This window comes from Robertmurraya mangrovi (assembly GCF_034427655.1).
GTDB classification, from domain to species: Bacteria; Bacillota; Bacilli; order Bacillales; family Cytobacillaceae; genus Robertmurraya_A; species Robertmurraya_A mangrovi.
Genome location: NZ_JAXOFX010000003.1, coordinates 213,437 through 232,452 on the forward strand (window position 1 = coordinate 213,437; position 19,016 = coordinate 232,452).

Sequence of the window (19,016 nt, forward strand, 5' to 3'; positions counted from 1 at the left end):
ATTTGTATGCACTTTAACTTAGAATTGTTAAAGTGCTTTTTTATGCAATCAAACTAGCTTATTATTAGGGATGGAAAAAATCGGATTTAGAAATTTATTATATTTTTTAAAACTATTTACATGTTAATTACGAATACATATTTGAGAGGCTAGCCTAGCAAGAAAGAAGCGTGAAATATGAAGGATGAGCTTAAGTGGATTCAATTAATCAAGAAAAAGGGTAGTCAGGAAGCTGCCAATCAATTGGTGTCCTCCTATTACAAAGAAATCTATGCTTATGTCTATAAACAAACGTTAAATAAAGAGCTTTCCATGGATTTAACGCAAGAAATTTTTATTAGCATGCTACATTCCATTCAGCATTTTGATGAATCTAAGTCCTCGTTTAAAACTTGGATATACAGAATTGCAACAAATAGAGTCATTGATTGGTATCGATCCAAAAATTATAAAAGTGATCGCCTCACTGAATCGATTGAAGATTATGAAGTAGAGAGTGAAGAAGATTTTACTCTTTCCATTGAACGGAAAGAAGAGGTGGAGAAGATAACGGAAGTGGTTAGCAAGTTAGATACTTTCACCCAACAAATATTCCGTCTAAAACTTTTTGCTGAATACACCTTTAACGAAATTTCTAGTATACTGCAGCTGCCAGAAGCAACGATTAAAACGAAATATTACTCGATGCTAAAGAGAGTTAAATCAACCATTGAGGAGGATAACCATGCAAAAAGAAAAGCTTCCAATTGACTTCCCGGATGATTTAACCATCCAAAATCAAATTCAATTGATTGTAGCGAAGGGTGTAAAACCAGTGGAATCCTTCCCTACATATTTAATGAACATGTACAAACAACTAGGCTTTAAATACCTATTTCGTGATGTAACTGAAATCCTATTCTTTTTACTATTGGCTACTGTTGTTCTACTTTTTACTGGCTTACAAGGTTTTGACCAAAGAGAATTGATCGAAGGAAGTGCCTACACTTATATCTTTATCTTTTCACCGATTGTGTACTTTTCAATGGCATTCTTATTCTTTATCAATCTTAGAAACAAAAGCACCTTTGAGGTCGAGATGGTGTGTAAATACAATTTGTATCAACTAGCCGCATTCCGAATGCTTGTATTTAGTGTCGTCTCTGTCTTGATTAATACAGTTGTCCTCAGTTTCATGTTTGCTGTACATCCAGATTTAAATATCATAAATGCATTAATGATCTCAATTACATCGTTAAGTATTTCAGCTACTTTATTCTTATATGTCTTCATGAAGAGCCGTTCACAGGTAAAGAGAATCGCAGTCATGATTGGATGGGTAGGGATTAATATCATGTTAAGTATCTTTAGTGGACCCTTTTATACCATTGTTTTAAGCCACATACCGTTTATTGTTCACCTAATGATTATATTAACTTGTGGTTACTTCTACATGAAAAATTTAAAAAATCTAATTTTCTATCGAGATCCAGAAGGAGTGTTATAAATGTTAGTCGTGAAAAATGTAACGAAAAACTTTGGAAGCTTTTGTGCTCTTAAAGATATTAATTTGGAATTCTCTAATGGAGTCTACGGGTTGCTAGCACCAAACGGAGCTGGTAAGACTACCTTAATAAAAATGCTAAGTACCTTAATTTTTCCGACAAAAGGAGAAATTCTCTATAATGGGTCAAACATTATTGAAATGGATGAGCAGTATCGAGACTTATTAGGATACTTGCCACAAGATTTCGGGTTTTATAACAACTATAGTCCAACTCAATATCTTCTTTATATTGCTGCTTTAAAAGGTATCGACAAAAAGAAAGCAAAAGATCGTGTAGAAGAGCTACTTAAATTGGTAGCATTAGAGGATGTAAAAGGAAAGAAAATGAAAAAGTTCTCTGGTGGAATGATTCAGCGAGTGGGAATTGCTCAGGCGATGTTAAACGATCCGAAAATTTTGATACTTGATGAACCAACAGCGGGACTAGATCCAAAAGAGAGGGTCAGATTTAGAAACTTATTAACAGACTTAGCAAGAGACCGAATTGTTATCCTTTCCACACACATCGTGTCAGACGTTGAGTCCATTGCGAATGAAATCGTCATGATAAAGGATCAACAGCTTTTATATAAAGATACCATTCAAAATATATGCCAAATGATTGAAGGGATGGTTTATGAAACCTATATAGACTACCCTGAAGCAGCAAGTTTTCGTAAACAATATTTCTCATTGTCAGAGAAACAAGAGGGGAATTCTTTAAAACTACGATTTATTTCTAAGACTAGTCCAAATACAGCGTGGAATTCGGTTTCACCTAGCCTAGAAGATGTATTTCTATATATCTATCAAGACATGGTGACGGATGATGTTCTATGAACATAAAAGTTTTTGAACTAAAAAAAGTGTTCTCCGCTCCTATTATTCTTACACTAATGATATTGTTTATCGGGTTTAATTCCTTTTTAATGTATGAACACTCCTTTGTACGAAAGGATCTTGCTATCATCAATAAACTGATTGACCGTTTTGGTTATCAAATAGATGACAAGATGGAAACTGAATTTGTTCAGTTTTATCAGGACCAATTAAGAAAGGTGAATGAATTAACATCAGAGAAATTCAAAACAACCTTCCAAGATGGAACCGAATTAACACAGTATTTTAACGTCAATTATGAAAAAATAAATACTTTTTCGGAGTTGGAACTCAATCTTATTTCTCAGTTGCTCATTACAGAATCTTATTTAGGCATGATTCAAGGAATTGATGAGTCTTACAGGAAGATGGATATGCTTGAGGTGGCTGAGACTCAAATTAAAATGCATCGGATATCGGGGTCAGCCGTAGAGACGGTTCGGAACCAATATAAGAAACTAGATGTTAGGTTCAAGGAAATGATTGAAAATGAAGAACATAAGAATTTATTTTTCCTAGGTACAGCTTACCGAATGCACTCTTTACTATTCAAGGATTTATTTCGATTCATTCTCTTTGAGTTAATGATTTTAGTGGTTTTAATGACTGGATTTATACAAAACTACGAATTTGAAAACCGAACTCATCATGTCACTTACTCGACTAAAAGAGGAAGAAAACTAATTCGAGATAAGTTTACAGTATCCATTTTATCGTCAATGATTGTCACAACGATTATTGTAGGGACGACATTGTTCCTCTACTTCCTTGTGTTTGATTATTCAAAAGTTTGGAATGTACCCATTAGTAGCGCTTTTAACACCGAATATAATAAACCTTATATATCCTGGTGGGACTTATCCGTCTTAGAGTATTTATTGTGGTCTGTTGTATTAATATACATTTGTCAGATTTTATTTGTTGCTATGACCTTTGTTATTACAAACTTTATTAAAAATAGTTATATAGTATTTTGTATGTTTATGATTGTTTTAGGTCTATCTATTATGATTCCAACAATAATCGAACCGAATTCAAGTCTTATTTTTATCGCTCACTTCACACCGTTTTCATTAATATTAAACCCATTTCTATGGTTTATGGAAAGTGGGGCATTCACTACCTTTAAATATTACGAATATGGAACGGTTATGATTTGGACGGTGTTGCTATCTATTCTATGCTTTTTGGTAATGAAAAGTTTTAATAGGCAAAGTTTATAATTGGCTTATACACTCAACGGAAAAATCGGCTATTTATACCAATGAAAACAATCATTATGAAAACAGCTATAAATGAAGGAGATTCATAACATGAACGTACTTTTACATGAATTAAGAAAAATATTTAATTGGAAGATTGTCCTCATCATCGCCACTTTAAGCTTTATCATGTATCAGCTATTTCTAAGTTTTCACATTACTCATTTTCCAAATGGAAGGCCAGACTTAGATATTTACCGAGTAACAACGAAAATGATAGAGGACTATGGTCATACCCTAGAAGATGAGGAGTACTTAGACTTTAAGGGAATATACAACGAAAGAGTAAAAGAGGCTGATCAATTACTTCAAGGAAGAGAAGATTTTAAAAACACTGGTATAAAAACGTATGAAGAATTTAGCTCTATTGATATAGAAACGAATGAAAATATTAAGAAACTTTCTGATAAAATTATGTTCGAAGAGAAAGTGGATTTATTCTGGGAATTACAAGCAAGAGAATACCTAATTGAAAATATAGACTTTTCCATGGAAAGTGAAACATTAGGCATTAACCCAATTAATCAAGCCCAATTAGAGCAGATTAAAGAATTAAAGGAAAGTGGGACAATGAAATCCATATTTCCAACTAATATTTTTGACAATTACAATCAATTAATTGTCAATGAAACTACACTTATTCTTTTAAGCATCATGGTCATGACAACACCCATTTTTTTACGAGATAAAAGGAAGAAACTAGAGTATTTACAATACACATCAAAAATTGGGCGCTCCTTATTTAATAAAAAATTAGTTGCTAGTTTATTAGCATCCTTTATCATAATTTCTGTTCAGTTAATTATCTTCTTCACAATATATAGTCAAAATAACACCAATATGTTTTTTTCTTCTAAAATTAATTCAAATATGAATTTTTATGAATATTGGATGAATATAACATTTGGGCAATATATCATTTTAACCGTTTTAGCCATTTATGTTCTTGGACTGATGACAACACTAATCGTTGCGTATTTATCGAGAGTAACACCAAATTATATAACAGTAATAGGAGCTCAAGTTCCCCTAGCATTCCTAATCGTAGGTGTGCTGTACAAGTACATGATAGATTTAATGGGGCATATGCATATACCGAAGTTCGTCACCCCAACGAGCTATATCGCTTTGGTTAGTTTAACAATGGTCGTTATATTCTTAAGAATGAGGAAGGAAAAGAGAGTGGATATCCTTTAGTCCTTCAGAAAGCCAGTTACAATTGCTGTAAACTGGCTTTTGAATTTTATCCACTAAAGCTAACCATAGCTTCTTTGATCCTTCTGACACCTTCTTCAATTACCTCAACTGACAAACTTCCATATCCTAACACAATTTTATTTTCGTGCGAACCCTTTAGTAAGGAATACTGTTCAGCGGAATAGATTTTTACACCATGCTTACAAACCCAATCTATTATTTGTTGGGTAAAAGAGACATTTGGAAACTCCGCAACTAAATGCATGCCAGCCGCATGTCCTAAAATAGTACAACCGGGAAAGTGTCTTTTTAAACTATTCACGAGAGCTTCTCGTCTTTGTTTGTATATTCTCTTCATTTTTCGAATATGTCGATCTAAGTAGCCTTCTCTGATGAAACGTGTAAGAATTAACTGTTCAAGAGATGGATGGTGTCGGTCCGTATACCATTTTAACTTTTTAAACTCATCAACTAGTCCAGTTGGTAAGACGATATATCCAATCCTTAGAGCAGGGGATAAAATTTTACTAAAGGTGCCAACGTAAATCACTCTTTCAGGATCTAGCCCTTGAACCGAGTGGACAGGTGTTCCCTCATATGTAAATTCACTATCATAATCATCTTCAACAATATAGCTGTTACATCTTCTAGCATACTCGATTAATTGAATTCTTCTTTGAATAGTAAGGGTCACACCCATTGGAAATTGATGAGAAGGTAGGACGAAAACAAATCCTGGTGGGCTCTCTTCTGATAAAAACTCAGGTTGAATTCCTTTATCGTCTACCGGAATGGGACATAAATGGGCTCCACGATAAGAGAAAATGGTCCGCATTTCATCTGTCACGGGGTCTTCAACCGCTACGTTTTGATTGTCTCTCATTAATATTTCCGTAATTAAGGACAAAGCTTGAGTAGCTCCAGAGGTTATCATAATTTGATGTGGCTGACACACGACTCCCCTTGAACGCAAAATGTATCTAGAAATTTCTTCTTTTAATTCTGGGAGACCATCAGAAGATTGATAGCCGAAAATCATATCAGGCACATCAAAGCAAATGTCCTTCGCGAGCCTTCCCCAAGTTTTTCGAGGAAAATGATCCATCGCTGGAGTGGCTGCTCTAAAGTCAATGATATCTTGATTTTTGTTATGTATGAACTCTTCCTTTTGTAGAGATTCTTTGGAACCACTAGTTTGAAAAAGAGAACCAGGTGCCACAAATGTACCAGCTCTCGGGCGAACGATTAAATAACCTTCTGCAACTAGCTGATCATAAACCTCAAGAACAATATTCCGGGAAACGCCAAGTGATGAAGCTAGCTCTCTAGTAGAAGGGAGTTTTTCATCTTTTTTCATATCTCCGTTTAATATAAACTGCCTCAACTGCTCATATACCTGCTGTGTTAACGTTTTATCATTTGATCGATCAATCTGAAACCACATATAACCTCCTGTTAATCTGGTACTATAAAAATTAATTATTTTTGGACCTATATAAGACCAGTATAACATGATAACTTAGTTTTATAGACAAGGAGGAGTAGGATATGAAAACAATTGGATTAATTGGTGGTTTAAGTTGGGAATCAACAAGTGTTTATTATTCTTATATCAATCAGTATGTTCAACAACAATTAGGAGGATTGAATTCGGCGAAATGTATCATTCATTCTTTTAATTTTGAAGAAATTGCTCTATTGCAACGGGAGGGTAGATGGGAAGAAGCGACAGATAGAATGGTAGAAGCTGCAAAGGGTTTAGAAAATGCTGGAGCAGAGCTGATCATAATCTGTACGAATACGATGCACTTAATGGCAGATGAAGTACAACAAGCCTGTAAAGTACCTTTAGTTCATATCGTGGATTGTGTAGTAGAAGCAATCAAAGAACAAAATATATCAAAAGTGGGCCTACTCGGAACCAAGTTTACAATGGAACAACCTTTTTATAAGGAACTATTGAACAAGGAAAGAATTGAAGTAATTACACCAAATGTTGACGATCGACAAATCGTTCATGATGTTATTTATGATGAGTTATGTAAAGGTGAAATTAGAGAAGAGTCTAGGCAGGAGTATTTAAAAATAATTGAGAAACTAATCAAAGAAGGTGCAGAGGGAATTATTCTTGGATGTACAGAGATTCCACTTTTAATCAGTCAGAAGGATACGCAAATACCGTTGTTTGATACGACTAAGATTCATGCGACTAAAGTAGCCGAAATCGCGTTAGAAAGCTTAGTGGTGAGAAATGAATGAGTGAGAGAAGTCACCAAGACTTCTCTTATTTGATTTGAAGGAAAGGATTTACATAACTAGAAAATTGCTATATTCTATAAATAACTGACTGATTAGTTATTTATTAATGTGTGAGGTAAAAATATGCCTAGAGTGAAATCCCCAGAAACGGAAAACAACATATTAAAAGCAGCCATTGAGTGTTTTAGTCAAGAAGGGTTTACGAAAACAACGATTAGTAGCATCGCAAAAAAAGCTGGAATTAGCCATGCAACCGTATTTTTATATTTTAGTAGCAAAGAGGATTTGTTTGAAAAAGCCGTTATTGGTCCACAACACTGGTTTTATGAAAAGCAGGTTGGACTCATTCAATCGACTACAGGTAATTCACTAGAACAACTCTCGCAAATGGTACATTTACATGTGGATTTTTATATGAAACAAGCAGATTACTTAAGACTCGTTCAGTATGTGTTCGGGCAAAAAGAGAGATTTCGTTCTATTGTGAATCAAATTTACTCTTATACCGACCAATATATTGATGTTCTGGAGGAAGTTGTGAAAAAGGTTCAGGAAGAGGGGATGATTCATAATGATCAAGTCCGCCTCACATGTTGGTCTTATTTTTCCTTCTTAAATGGAATTAGTCTCACCTTTAATGAAAATGTCTCAAGTGAACAGATGAATCAATTTAAAGTTAGTGCAGAAAGAATTTTAGGAATAGGAATGAGAACATGAACTTAATCAAAGAAACTCTTCACAACTATATGAATCAGTTAGATAAGCATCAATATTTTAATGGTAGTGTATTAGTGGGATATAAAGGGGAAGTTTTGTTTAGTAAAGGGTATGGTCAAGCTTCATATCAGTATCAAATCCCCAGCACGTCAACGACAAAATATAGAGTAGGCTCCCTAACGAAAGCATTCACGGCTATGGCTATTTTGATTTTACACGAGCAAGGTAAGTTGTCGATAGAAGATACCATTGACGCATTTCTTCCAGAGTACAAACATGGACATAAAATCAGTATCGAAAATTTGGTCATGCAAACATCGGGTATTCCTAACTTTACTTCGGCCCCTGATTATTGGACTCATAAGATGAGACTTCCTAATACACTGGAAAACATCATTAGTGAAATTGTTGAGATGGAACTGGATTTTGAACCTGGTGTGGAGATGGATTACAGCAACTCTAATTATCATTTGCTTACATTCATTGTGGAAAAAGCATCTGGGCAAACTTATGCAAAATTTATTGAGGACCATATCATTAACGTAATTGGTCTGAAAAATACCGGGGTAGACAATGGCAGAACGATTGTGCCAAACCTTGCAACGGGTCATACGATTCAGGAGGAAATTATACATACAGAGTTCATTGATATGAGTTTTCCATTAGGAACATACGGAATCTATTCGACGGTTGAGGATTTATATGTTTGGAGTCAAGCGCTGCTTTCAAATAAACTGGTTGATGCTCAATTGCAGGCCAAAATGTTTCATGCAAATGGAATGCCATACAGTTATGGTTGGTTTGTTGAAGAAGAGGGGGAAATCGTTAGTCACTTCGGTGATATTAACGGATTCGTGAACCATTTTACCATTTTTGTAGAAGAAGAATTAACCGTTATTGTGTTAAGTAACTTGAACATTACGCCAGTAACTCATATTAGCGAAACCCTTGCCAATATAGTGTTGGGTAAACCGTATGTGGAAATGGAAGACTTTAATCGTATAGAGAAGCCTTTGTCACTTGAGTTGTTAACGGGTGATTATGCTCCAGTTAAGGTTGATTATTCAAATGGAAGATTATTTGCAACGATTCCGAAAATGTACGGAGTTCCTTATCGATTTGGATTAACACCTGTCAATGCTACGAACACAACTATAGTATGTAAAAGTGAATTTATAAACGATACATACACGTTTGAAATAGATGAGAGTGGAGAACCTTTACTAGTAAAAGTGAAAAATTGTGCGGGTGTGGAAACAAACTATACTTTTCTAGAGAGAAATAGGAGATAATACAGATTGTACTGTAAATGGAATTAAAGGACGGATGAAGTATGGCAAAAGGACAAAGTAAGGGTGGCGGAACCGGGAAAGGTACCGGTAAAAAAGGCTGGAATCGTTGGCAAAAAAGCGCAAACAAAGCAAAAAGCGCTAAACCATACGTAAGTAAAGGCGTAAAAAACCGAGTGGCAACGGAAAATGAAAAGTAAAACTAATTATCCAGTATTAATTTATCTCCAAATGCACTCTGTAGTGGCCTCGCTATATTATTTTTGCGAAACCATCTAACTTTTTTGCGAAAAAGTGATTAATTTTGCGAAAATCTAAATTATCTTGCGAAAACCAAGATAATCTTGCGAAAAACCATTTAATTTTGCGAATCACCATCTTCACTCACATCAAGCTATGATGTGATACAATTAAAAATAGTGTTTATAAAAACGTACACAAATAAAGGACCTGTTAAAAACCTATTATCCAACAAGATAATAGGTTTTTAAATTTTTTAAAACCAAACCAAAACTTCTTCGTCTAATATTTCGAAAGGATGTGATGGGGGCCTATGATTGAAAGAAAGAGAGAGCAAATGAGTCATATTAATGAAAACATGAGTAAAGAAGAAAGATTAGAATGGTTAATGAATGAATATGGCCGGACGGTGACCCGTTTAGCTTTTAATTATATGAAGCAAAAGCAGTTAGCAGAGGATGTTGCTCAGGAAGTGTTCATCAAGTGCTATGAAAATTTAGACGGTTTTCGAAATGAATCTTCCTATAAAACGTGGGTTTACCGTATTACGGTCAATTTGTGTAAGGACAAATTAAAAAGCTGGGCTTATCGAAATATTTTAGTAACTGAGTTTTTTTCCAAGACAAAAAAAACGAATAGTACCCCGGAATCGGAGCTACTAGATTCAGAGGATCGAAGACTAATTTCGGAGAAAATATTATCTTTACCCGTTAAATATCGTGAAATCGTTATTTTATATTACTACGAAGAATTGTCCTACAATGAAATATCTGATTTGCTGCAACTAAACATGCCAACGGTTAAATCAAGACTACATAGGGCCCGTCATTTGTTGAAGAACTTGCTGGAAAGGAGTAGAGACAATGAATGATATGTTTAGTAACTTAAAAGAGAAGATGAATGAAACAGTCCTTAAAGATATCGACTTTCACGAAGAACATAAAGAAAAAGTCAGACAATCAATTAAAAGACAAGAAAAGAAAAATCGATTTCATATTAAACCGAAGTTAGACTTCATTTTGAGCATGAGTGTGACCTGCCTTCTTTTAATGGGTATTGGTTATTTTACGATTGAAAAACTAGGTCTACTCAAAACAGAAGAGAACGCTGCTCCAAATGAAAGTAAAAAAGAGGAAAACCATATAAATGAAAAAGAAACAGCCTTTACACCTCCGAAAAAAGAAGAATCTTATGAAGACATGTCCAAAGATGAAGTCCAAACGAAACTATTAAATTCGATTGACCATTTCGAAACGGCTTCAGGAAAATTTGATTGGCATAATGTTTTCTATGATGACTCTGAAAGCCATAGCACGACCGAATTCAAAATTAGCTTAAATGAAAGAATTGGTATTGGGGGATATGTAAATAGTCTCGATGAAAATGGAAATGCATGGATGCGCATGTATATTAATAATAGGAAAATATGGTACTTGCATGACGATAGAAAATCATATCAAGAGGAGCAATTTAAATTCACTCGTAAAAAAGGCACCATCACAATGAATGATGTCTATAAAATAAATAAAGAAGGAATTGTTGAAGAGAGTTTAAGGGAGCACCCACCTATAGGAAACGCTGCACTAACGCTGTTTCCACAGGTTATGACTGTAAATTATACGAAAGAACAAGACCTTTGGGAAATTGAAAAACAAAATGAAGAAGTTTTAGGACACAACACTATTGTCTTAAAAGGGAAAATCAACCCTAAAACTGAAAGAATGCTCAAAATGAATACATTCCGTTTTTGGGTTGATAAAGACACAGGGATTCTTTTAAAATTTGAAGGATATGATGCAAAGGGGAATTTAACGTGTTATCTTCATCCTGAATGGCTTGATATCAATATACCTTTAGATTCAAAAGAGTTTACTCCTAATTTAGAGGGGTACGAAAAAGACGTACCTAGTCAACAAGAGTTTGACAATCCAGAGGAAAAGGAAGTTGAAATCCTAGCGCATGCAGATGGCTTTACTGAAGAAGTCCCAACTGTACTAAATGTGCTACGCAAGAACTTAGACTTTTTATATGAGTTCACTCATCCTGAAATGGAGCTGTTCTCAGCTAGTTACCATAAGTATCAGGATTACCGACATGGCTACTTAACGTATAGTTATAAGCGTGATAAAAAGGAAGTTCATTCCGGACCCAAGCTATTATATGTTCGAATGTATCATAAGGACTCTGTGGTTAGCTCCTGGAATGAATTTAACACAGAACGAGGAGATAAAATGGTCTCATTTGAGTCAAATGGAATCAAGTGGGACGGCTACGAGTTAAAAGTCGGAGGGGAAGAAGACATCCATTATATTGGTCAATCAGGAGATTATGTATATGAAGTACTAACTCAACAAATTAATCTTACTGAACATCAGGAACTGTTTAAATGGTTTGAACCTACAAAGTAATATTGTTCCGAGTAAAAAAGACTTCTAATATAGGAAGTCTTTTTTACTGTTCATTTTGAAGGGTTTTAATATCTTCCCATGTGTGAATTTTATTTAAGTCCTTAGAATTTACATGAATATAGTGTGACATCTTTGTATCTTCCTCTGTATGAAAGGATATCATCATATTTAGGTTATCGATCTCTTTGTTCTTTAAAATCTCAACAAGGGCAAAAAGGGATTGATACACTTCGATTTCTTTTTCCTTGCTCCAAAGAGACTTTTCACCAACATACAGGTCAAACTCGGCATTAACTTCATCAAATGGTGGAATCTCTTTCCCTATTTTTAAATCATGACCTACCCCGTATGCTCCACTGAATACTATACGATCATGTGTAGGAAAAAGTTTATTTACCGTAGCACCTAATTCTCTTTCCATTTGTTGATTCCAAACGGCTTCAGGGTAGTAATCCCATATCGGTTGTGGGCGGTGTTTACCATAATCAGCTGTAAAAGCTAGGTTATCCTCTGAAATAAAATGAACCCCATAACTTCCATCTTTAAAATTGAAGAACGACTTTTGCACAGTCACATCAATTTCATATTTTTCTTCTACATATTCAGTAAGAATCTTTTCTGCCTTTATTTTCTCCCAAGGAAGTCCAAAGAATTGGGAGTAAAGAAAACCACCAATCAAAAGCAGCAGCGATAAAAAACTTAAGCCTACCCATTTTAATTTACTCACGACTAACACCTCTCAGGGAAATGGTAATTATATATTTATAGTGTAATATTACACCAAAAATGAAGGTGCTTACAAGATTTTTTTGAAAAAAAATCCACATATATGAAAAAAGACCTCCATTTAAGAGGCCTATCACTTGTACTCAGGATAATTATGTCGCTTACAACCAAAAAGATAGCAGGCAGTTTTAATGGATGGAGTAAAAACAAATTCGGGAATATAGCCTGGCAAGATCTTTTGAATCATCATTTCGTATACTTTAATTTCATCAGCAAGCTCATCCATCATTTCTTGTTTATCGATTTCTGTCCAGGTCTCATCACAACATTCTTCTTTTACATCTTTTAATTCAGCCACTTTTTCATTGATTACTTCAAATAAAAGTTTTTGGGCTTTCTCTTTTAACTGTAGCTTTAAAAGAGAATAAACATAACGATTAATCCAACTGGGTTGCTTATAATAATGAGCCCAACCTTTTTTAAACCATGTAATGGCATCTTGAAAGCAGCCTAGCTCAACATATAAATCAGCAAGATCTACTTCTCCAATAAACTCGGAATCTTGTTCTGAAAAGGTATCGAGAATTTTTCTCGCTTTGGTCACCGCACCCGTTTTAATTAGGCAAAGAACATGACTATACAGGGCAAAATCAGAAGGTTCTGATCCTAAAAGAAAGAACTTAGCTGCTTCTTGAAAATTCCCTAAGTAATAGTGAGAAACACCTAGGTTATTATAAGCGGTCATAGTGGGGCGGATAGATATCGATTTTTCTAACACATCCTTAGCAAGCTCCCACTTTTCAAGTCTTAAATAAACTTCCCCTAATAAGTTATATGGAAAATAACTCAGAGGCTTCATATAAATGACTTCTTCTAACAATGGAAGTGCTTCTAAGTCTGAGTACTCCTCATAACAGTAAATCCAAGCAAGATTTGTTAAAGACTGAACATCTCTAGAATGTTGGACCGCTTCTTTAAATAGTTGTAAAGATTCTTCATATCGGTTATCTTCCAACAACTCAATCGCTTTTTGATTTATATTCAAAGATGGTGTTCTCCTTCATTACTTTAATAGCTCATTTTAACATACACAAGAAAGAGGGAGGATACGTTCTCCCTCCATGTTCTTATTTTATCGGAATAGTTATTTCTAGTTCCTTAATTTCTCGATAATCGGTCTTCATTGTACCAATAAAAAGCTTTTCTAATGGTTTGTTTGCCTTAAACTTGGCTATATGACTTCTTTTATAGTAATCCATTTCTGAATAATTGTATGGTGTAATCTTCTCGTTGTCTTGTTCTGTTAAGAGATAAATGGAGTTTCTCTTAAGATGCATATTTCCTTTTATTTCATAGTGTACATGTATCTCAGCGTTTATTTCCTCAACCTTTGATACAATTAAACCAGCATTTTGCTCTTGCTCGACCAAATAAGGTATTTTTGATAACAATGGTTTTTTATTTTCAAACTTATGTGGTGTTCCTTCAAGCGCAGCTCCCCAAGCCCGCTGAATAATCGTCTTAACGGTTAGTGTTTCAGGTAAATACGAAAGGTCCTCATAAGGCATAACCATGATAGTAGGGGAATGGAGTGGATTATCCACCTTTATATATGGTAATACATAACCTTTGTCATCAATCACTTCAAAAGTAATAAATGGATCTCCTTCCGTTATTTCATTTTTAGATACCATTTTTTGAATGCTATCATGCCAATATATAGGATTTTTCACTTGTGTTTTAATTGCAATAGCAGTAGGAGAAAAATTGACCTCTTGAACTGTCATTGTAGTATCTGTTTCGTTATATTTAGCTGAAATATCCGTTTTAACCGTATGGGTCAGCTTCTCATTTTTCTTAACTGGAATTTCAAATGTCCAATCACCAGTCGTTTCACCAATCTTTAAAAAGGATATCCCCAACTCGAACTGGTCCGGCAACGATTTACTTGTACTTACTTCAAGTAAAAGTTCTTCCCTATTAGATGATTGTTCATGGTGCCCAGTGGAACCTAAGCTATAATTATCTTCCTCTCCATTAATAGTTAAAAGCATATTTCCTGGTGCGGCATTTTGACCGCTAACTATTTTAGTGTCAGATTCAGCGGTATAACGGATGATTAATCGACTGCCATCATATAATAATTCGTTAATGGTTACAGAAATTCCGTTGCTAGTTACTTTTTCATTTAGTTTATAGAATAACTCTTCCTTTTTTGCCTTTTGAACACCTTCATCAGCAAAAAGTTCGAATAGATAATCCATTCCAGGAACCTTGGCTAACGTTTCTTGCAAATTAGGGGAGAAGGATACAGAACCAACCATTAGTAAGCTTGCTGCAACCGCTGGTATAGCAAATCTATTAATATGGTTTTTCCTTGGGTGATTATGAGTAACTGTATTATTTTGTTTAATCACTTGAAATACCATATCACGGTCTTGCTGAGTAAAAGTAAGGGCTTGACGCATCTCTGGATTATTTAATTCTTCCTTTAATTTATTTAGCTTATTGTCCATGTTTAAACTCCTCCTCCATAATCGTATGTAACCGTGCCTTGGCTCTACTTAGTCTTGTTTTTAACGTGTTACTATTGATTCCAAGTGTTTCAATGATTTCTTGATGGGAGAGTTCTTGTATATAAAAAAGTAAGATAACCTCTCTATATTTGGGTGGAAGTAGTAGAATTGTATTCAACATCTCCTGTTGATTACTCTTATATATCAAAGCTGTTTCCGGAGTGTTGGTTGCCTGCTTTTGTTCATCCTTTATCAGTCCAATAGGAATCACTTTCCTAAAAAAAGCAGACCTTAAAAAGTCTTTACACTCATTAATGGTTATACGATATAACCACGTTTTAACAGTAGAATGTCCTTGAAACGAATGTAGATGTTTATAGCATTTAATAAACACATTTTGAACAATGTCTTTTGAGGTCTCTACATTTTTTACATATGTATAAGCCAATAGACTAAGTTCCGTTCCATACTCAATCATGATGGCTTCTAGCTGTGCTTCTATGTTCATTTCAATCAAAGCATCCTCATTCAATGAAGTCTCCATTTGATATGCCCTCCTTATCAATTCACTATTTAGACGAGAAGACATTAGGTTAGGAATTCAATTTTTTAAAAAGTAATAGATTTAAAAAGTATTGACTCCATATGACATTCTATCAAAAATCCTCCATATAATTTGAATTTAATGGTAAAATAATAAAGCAAACAGATAGAAAAAGGAGCTGTTTTATTTTGACTGTGAAAAATATAGAATCAATGATTAATAAATATATGCAAGAAAATCAAGTGCCTGGCACAGCTGTAACGATTATCAAAGAAAAGCAAGTTTGGTTATCAAAAGGCTTTGGGAAGACAAACGTAGAAGAATGGGGAGCAGATGTAAGTGAACAGACATTGTTCCGAATTGCTTCTGTCAGTAAACTTCTTACAGGAACGATGATTATGATGCTTGTGGAGAAGGGTTTAATCGATTTAGATGAACCTATTCGCACATATGTGCCTTGGTTTACAACAGATAGTGAGGAATACTCCAAACTAGTAACGATGAGAATGCTTTTATGCCATTCAACAGGTCTACCGACAGGAGGGTTGCCAAGTGGCTATAAAGATGAAAAGGGTCTTTATCTTTATATGAAAGAAGTTGTCCCAACGTTAACACAACACTTTTATCCTGGTACGGCATACTCTTATAGCAATCATGGAGTAAATATTGCAGGTTTTGTAGCCGAAACAGTAACGCAAAAACCTTTTGCAACATTGATGGAGGAGCTTATCTATAAACCTTTGGAAATGAAACAGACTACGTACAGTCTATTAAAAGCTGCGACCTATCCATTGGCACTACCACATAACAAAGATGCAGAAGGTAACCTGCAGATCATTCACGAGTTATATGAAAATACATCCAACTATCCATGCTCATATGCATACTCGTCTATTAAGGACCTGAGTAATTTTGCGATGCTGCATTTAAATAACGGATTGTTTAATGGGAAAAGACTTCTTGAAGAATCCTCTATTGAAGAAATGAGAACCATGCAAGCAAAATGGTATAACAAAACAAATGGTGGATGTGGAATATCCTTCTTTCAAGAAGTAAAGGATGGAATCAAAAGATTCTGGCACTATGGTCAGTTTAATGACAATTTTACGAGTCAATTCATTCTTGTACCGGAAAAAGGAATGGCTGTTATCGTTTTAGCAAACGGAGATCAAGCATTTCAATTAGGTTACGATATCGTTGATGAACTACTAAAGGATGAAAAGGTTGAAAAAGAAGACTGGATTCAGGTAACTGACAGATTTCTTTGGAAAGACTTTGAAGGCACTTATTTACATGGTTACTGGGGAATCATGGAGATATCTAATGGATATTTAAAACATAATGACAATAAGTATGAACTAATACCATTTAATGATGATAGCTATATTGCTATCAATGAAAATGGAGACCATAAGTTTATCATAGGTTTCCCAGAGCTGACCCCAGATCAACAAAAAGTGGTTATGATAAACAGTAGAAACTGTTCAATCATTACCTTAGGATATCAACCGAATCCTAGTGATTGGGAGAACTTGGAAGGTGCTTATAGTGACGAAATAGAAACATATAAGGTATGGATAAAGGATTCATCAACTTTAATGATTAAAGACTATCAGACAGGTCAGGATATAGAAGCTCAAGCAATATTAAGTAATCAGTTTCTCACAAAGGAATATGGCCATGTTGGTTTTATTGAAATCAATGGTGTCATGAACATAGAGTTTGATTTTGCATGGAGAAATCCGAGAATTAGTAATGAAGTTTTTGCGTTAAACTAAACAAATGGTAGAGAGAAGCTAGGAAGCTATTAGACTTTCTAGTTTTTTCTTACTTAGAATAGTTAAGGAGAAATAATGAAAATTCAATACCTCTATTTCAGAACAGGGATATAATGTAGTGCAGACTAAAACAATGAACAAGTGGAGAAACATGCTTATTTTAAATATAAAAAGTGGGTTTGATGTCACAAGTACTTATATAGATTCTAAAGGACGACATAAAATCATACTTGAAAAAGTCTTATAAAGTAGGAGTAAGCCGATGTTCGTGAAAGTTTACCAATACCACATTCAAACAGAGAAAGTAAAAGACTATTTAGCCCTTCAAGAGAAAGTAGCTGAAGTATATAAGAAGTACATTCACTTTCAATCTATATATTTGCAAAGTAAGGAGGACGAAACAAAGTGGATTGAAATAATGAAATTTCAAGATGAAGGAGAATACGAAAAAAGTATTAAACTCATTAACCAGCAAGAAGAAATTATAAGTTTATATAAAGCTTTTCAAACTATTTTAGTAAAGGATAAAAAGGAAATTAGTGAAGAAGATTTTCTGTTGATGTTACAAATGTAAAGGGCAGATTTTCACCAATTTATATATGGTCAATTTTATTATACCATTTTTACCCAAATAATATCAGTCTTTAACTTTATTATTTTACTGGTAGTCTATAAAGAAATGAAAAGGGGGGGTAGAGATAATGGATTTTAGAATAATACCTATAGAAGGCTATGATGAAAAAATCGGTGAGCTAGTTTCAATGTTAGATTATTCTCGGGCTGTATTATTGGATGATATTAAAAGTTTAACCCAGGAAGATTTAGATTTTTTACCAGAAGGTTATTCAAACACTATTGGTGGATTACTTATGCATATTGCTTCGATTGATTTTGTCCATCAAGTCATTTCATTCGAAAATAGGGATTTAAATGACCAAGAGTTGTTAGAGTGGGGAGCAGCCTTAGAACTTGGTGAGCAAGCAAGGGATAAATACAAAAATCAACCATTGTCTTACTACATTGAAAAACTATGTACCACAAGAGCTCAAGCTTTAGCCCGACTAAAAACAATGAAAGACAGCTGGTTATCAGTGGAAAAGAAATGGGATAACGGTGTTGCCCATAATCACTACTGGCTTTGGTATCACGTGATGGAAGATGAAATTAACCATAGAGGCCAAATCCGAATACTGAAGCGATTGTTGGAAAATAGAGTGTAGGAGAAGATTGTGAACCTATAGATGCATTTTTACCAAAATTTACATTGGGTTATTTACCAAAATTATCTACTACTAGGAATAAATAATCAGTACAATAGTGTTAGATACTAGGGATTAGGAGGTGAATGAAATGGAAGGAAAACCAATGCATTATGACGGGAGTATTCAGAATAGTCAAAATCCAAATGAAAACGTTGAAAGTCAACCATTTGTACTTACAGACGAAATGAGAGTAAATATTAGTGGAAATCCATATTCGTCTGAAAAATAATAATAGCATAGAGAGGGGGATGTTCTATTGTGAGCATCTCTTTTTTGTATGTTTATCAAAAAGTTTCATTTTATATAAAAAAATTCTGAATATTTTTTAGTGTATATGGTTGAATTTTACAAATTTTACAATTATATTAAATTTATATTATAAAATTTTCATAGAGGGTGGTTCTATGTTTTTAC

General features: G+C 34.3%; 20 protein-coding genes and 1 pseudogene. 16 read left to right on the top strand and 5 right to left on the bottom strand.

The genetic code is table 11. The annotated features are described in order from the left end of the window. The first annotated feature begins 177 nt into the window (after positions 1-177). From SM124_RS06635 to SM124_RS06655, 5 genes are all read left to right on the top strand, one after another. Positions 178-750: an RNA polymerase sigma factor gene (locus SM124_RS06635; protein WP_322445718.1), complete on the top strand. Its 573-nt coding sequence runs from the start codon at positions 178-180 to the stop codon at positions 748-750. Beyond that, on the top strand, positions 725-1,486 hold the full coding sequence (locus tag SM124_RS06640) for a hypothetical protein (protein ID WP_322445719.1): 762 nt from the start codon (positions 725-727) through the stop codon (positions 1,484-1,486). The genes SM124_RS06635 and SM124_RS06640 overlap by 26 nt, the downstream gene beginning before the upstream one ends. Next, entirely contained in the window at positions 1,487-2,365 is an 879-nt protein-coding gene (locus SM124_RS06645) for an ABC transporter ATP-binding protein (RefSeq protein ID WP_322445720.1), read from the top strand. It begins immediately after the preceding gene. Continuing rightward, positions 2,362-3,627, top strand: a complete 1,266-nt coding sequence (locus tag SM124_RS06650; RefSeq protein ID WP_322445721.1) for an ABC transporter permease — start codon at positions 2,362-2,364, stop codon at positions 3,625-3,627. Before SM124_RS06645 ends, SM124_RS06650 begins: the two co-directional genes overlap by 4 nt. A 90-nt stretch (positions 3,628-3,717) precedes the next feature. Then, positions 3,718-4,863 (top strand): hypothetical protein, encoded by a 1,146-nt coding sequence (locus SM124_RS06655; protein ID WP_322445722.1) that lies wholly within the window; start codon positions 3,718-3,720, stop codon positions 4,861-4,863. Between the two features lie 46 nt (positions 4,864-4,909). Here the strand turns inward: SM124_RS06655 and pdxR are convergent, their stop codons facing one another. Next, a complete protein-coding gene (gene pdxR, locus SM124_RS06660) occupies positions 4,910-6,307 on the bottom strand; it encodes a MocR-like pyridoxine biosynthesis transcription factor PdxR (protein WP_322445723.1) in 1,398 nt (465 codons plus the stop codon). A gap of 104 nt (positions 6,308-6,411) precedes the next feature. Between pdxR and SM124_RS06665 the strand changes: the two genes are divergently transcribed. From SM124_RS06665 to SM124_RS06690, 6 genes are all read left to right on the top strand, one after another. Beyond that, complete coding sequence (locus SM124_RS06665; RefSeq protein ID WP_322445724.1) at positions 6,412-7,122, top strand: aspartate/glutamate racemase family protein; 711 nt, start codon at positions 6,412-6,414, stop codon at positions 7,120-7,122. Positions 7,123-7,245: 123 nt separating this feature from the next. After that, the gene (locus SM124_RS06670; RefSeq protein WP_322445725.1) at positions 7,246-7,839 is read left to right on the top strand and encodes a TetR/AcrR family transcriptional regulator; all 594 of its coding nucleotides are present in this window, start codon (positions 7,246-7,248) and stop codon (positions 7,837-7,839) included. Further along, positions 7,836-9,131 carry a serine hydrolase domain-containing protein gene (locus SM124_RS06675; RefSeq protein ID WP_322445726.1) on the top strand — a complete coding sequence of 432 codons (1,296 nt, stop codon included), beginning with the start codon at positions 7,836-7,838 and terminating at the stop codon, positions 9,129-9,131. The genes SM124_RS06670 and SM124_RS06675 overlap by 4 nt, the downstream gene beginning before the upstream one ends. Positions 9,132-9,172: 41 nt before the next feature. Then, on the top strand, positions 9,173-9,328 hold the full coding sequence (locus SM124_RS06680; RefSeq protein ID WP_322445727.1) for a DUF3934 family protein: 156 nt from the start codon (positions 9,173-9,175) through the stop codon (positions 9,326-9,328). A gap of 353 nt (positions 9,329-9,681) precedes the next feature. After that, on the top strand, positions 9,682-10,239 hold the full coding sequence (locus SM124_RS06685) for a sigma-70 family RNA polymerase sigma factor (RefSeq protein ID WP_322445728.1): 558 nt from the start codon (positions 9,682-9,684) through the stop codon (positions 10,237-10,239). Continuing rightward, positions 10,232-11,776, top strand: coding sequence for a hypothetical protein (locus SM124_RS06690; protein WP_322445729.1), 1,545 nt, complete (start codon positions 10,232-10,234; stop codon positions 11,774-11,776). Before SM124_RS06685 ends, SM124_RS06690 begins: the two co-directional genes overlap by 8 nt. 43 nt (positions 11,777-11,819) lie before the next feature. Here the strand turns inward: SM124_RS06690 and SM124_RS06695 are convergent, their stop codons facing one another. The 4 genes from SM124_RS06695 to SM124_RS06710 form a co-directional block, all read right to left on the bottom strand. Beyond that, positions 11,820-12,503, bottom strand: a complete 684-nt coding sequence (locus SM124_RS06695; RefSeq protein WP_322445730.1) for a YfjL-like protein — start codon at positions 12,501-12,503, stop codon at positions 11,820-11,822. Between the two features lie 132 nt (positions 12,504-12,635). Then, positions 12,636-13,547: a tetratricopeptide repeat protein gene (locus SM124_RS06700; protein ID WP_322445731.1), complete on the bottom strand. Its 912-nt coding sequence runs from the start codon at positions 13,545-13,547 to the stop codon at positions 12,636-12,638. 82 nt (positions 13,548-13,629) lie between these two features. Beyond that, positions 13,630-15,018: a DUF4179 domain-containing protein gene (locus tag SM124_RS06705; RefSeq protein WP_322445732.1), complete on the bottom strand. Its 1,389-nt coding sequence runs from the start codon at positions 15,016-15,018 to the stop codon at positions 13,630-13,632. Further along, positions 15,008-15,562 (bottom strand): sigma-70 family RNA polymerase sigma factor, encoded by a 555-nt coding sequence (locus tag SM124_RS06710; protein ID WP_322445733.1) that lies wholly within the window; start codon positions 15,560-15,562, stop codon positions 15,008-15,010. Before SM124_RS06710 ends, SM124_RS06705 begins: the two co-directional genes overlap by 11 nt. Positions 15,563-15,756: 194 nt before the next feature. Here SM124_RS06710 and SM124_RS06715 point away from each other — a divergent pair, with 194 nt between their 5' ends. The 5 genes and pseudogenes from SM124_RS06715 to SM124_RS06735 all read left to right on the top strand — a co-directional run bounded on the left by SM124_RS06715 (position 15,757) and on the right by SM124_RS06735 (position 18,831). After that, positions 15,757-17,340, top strand: coding sequence for a serine hydrolase domain-containing protein (locus tag SM124_RS06715; RefSeq protein WP_322445938.1), 1,584 nt, complete (start codon positions 15,757-15,759; stop codon positions 17,338-17,340). 100 nt (positions 17,341-17,440) lie between these two features. Further along, positions 17,441-17,587: pseudogene (locus tag SM124_RS06720) on the top strand (GNAT family N-acetyltransferase); the annotation flags it as partial. Between the two features lie 15 nt (positions 17,588-17,602). Beyond that, positions 17,603-17,914 carry a hypothetical protein gene (locus SM124_RS06725; RefSeq protein ID WP_322445734.1) on the top strand — a complete coding sequence of 104 codons (312 nt, stop codon included), beginning with the start codon at positions 17,603-17,605 and terminating at the stop codon, positions 17,912-17,914. Positions 17,915-18,038: 124 nt separating this feature from the next. After that, complete coding sequence (locus SM124_RS06730; RefSeq protein ID WP_322445939.1) at positions 18,039-18,560, top strand: DinB family protein; 522 nt, start codon at positions 18,039-18,041, stop codon at positions 18,558-18,560. Between the two features lie 130 nt (positions 18,561-18,690). After that, complete coding sequence (locus tag SM124_RS06735) at positions 18,691-18,831, top strand: hypothetical protein (protein WP_322445735.1); 141 nt, start codon at positions 18,691-18,693, stop codon at positions 18,829-18,831. The last annotated feature ends 185 nt before the right edge of the window (positions 18,832-19,016 follow it).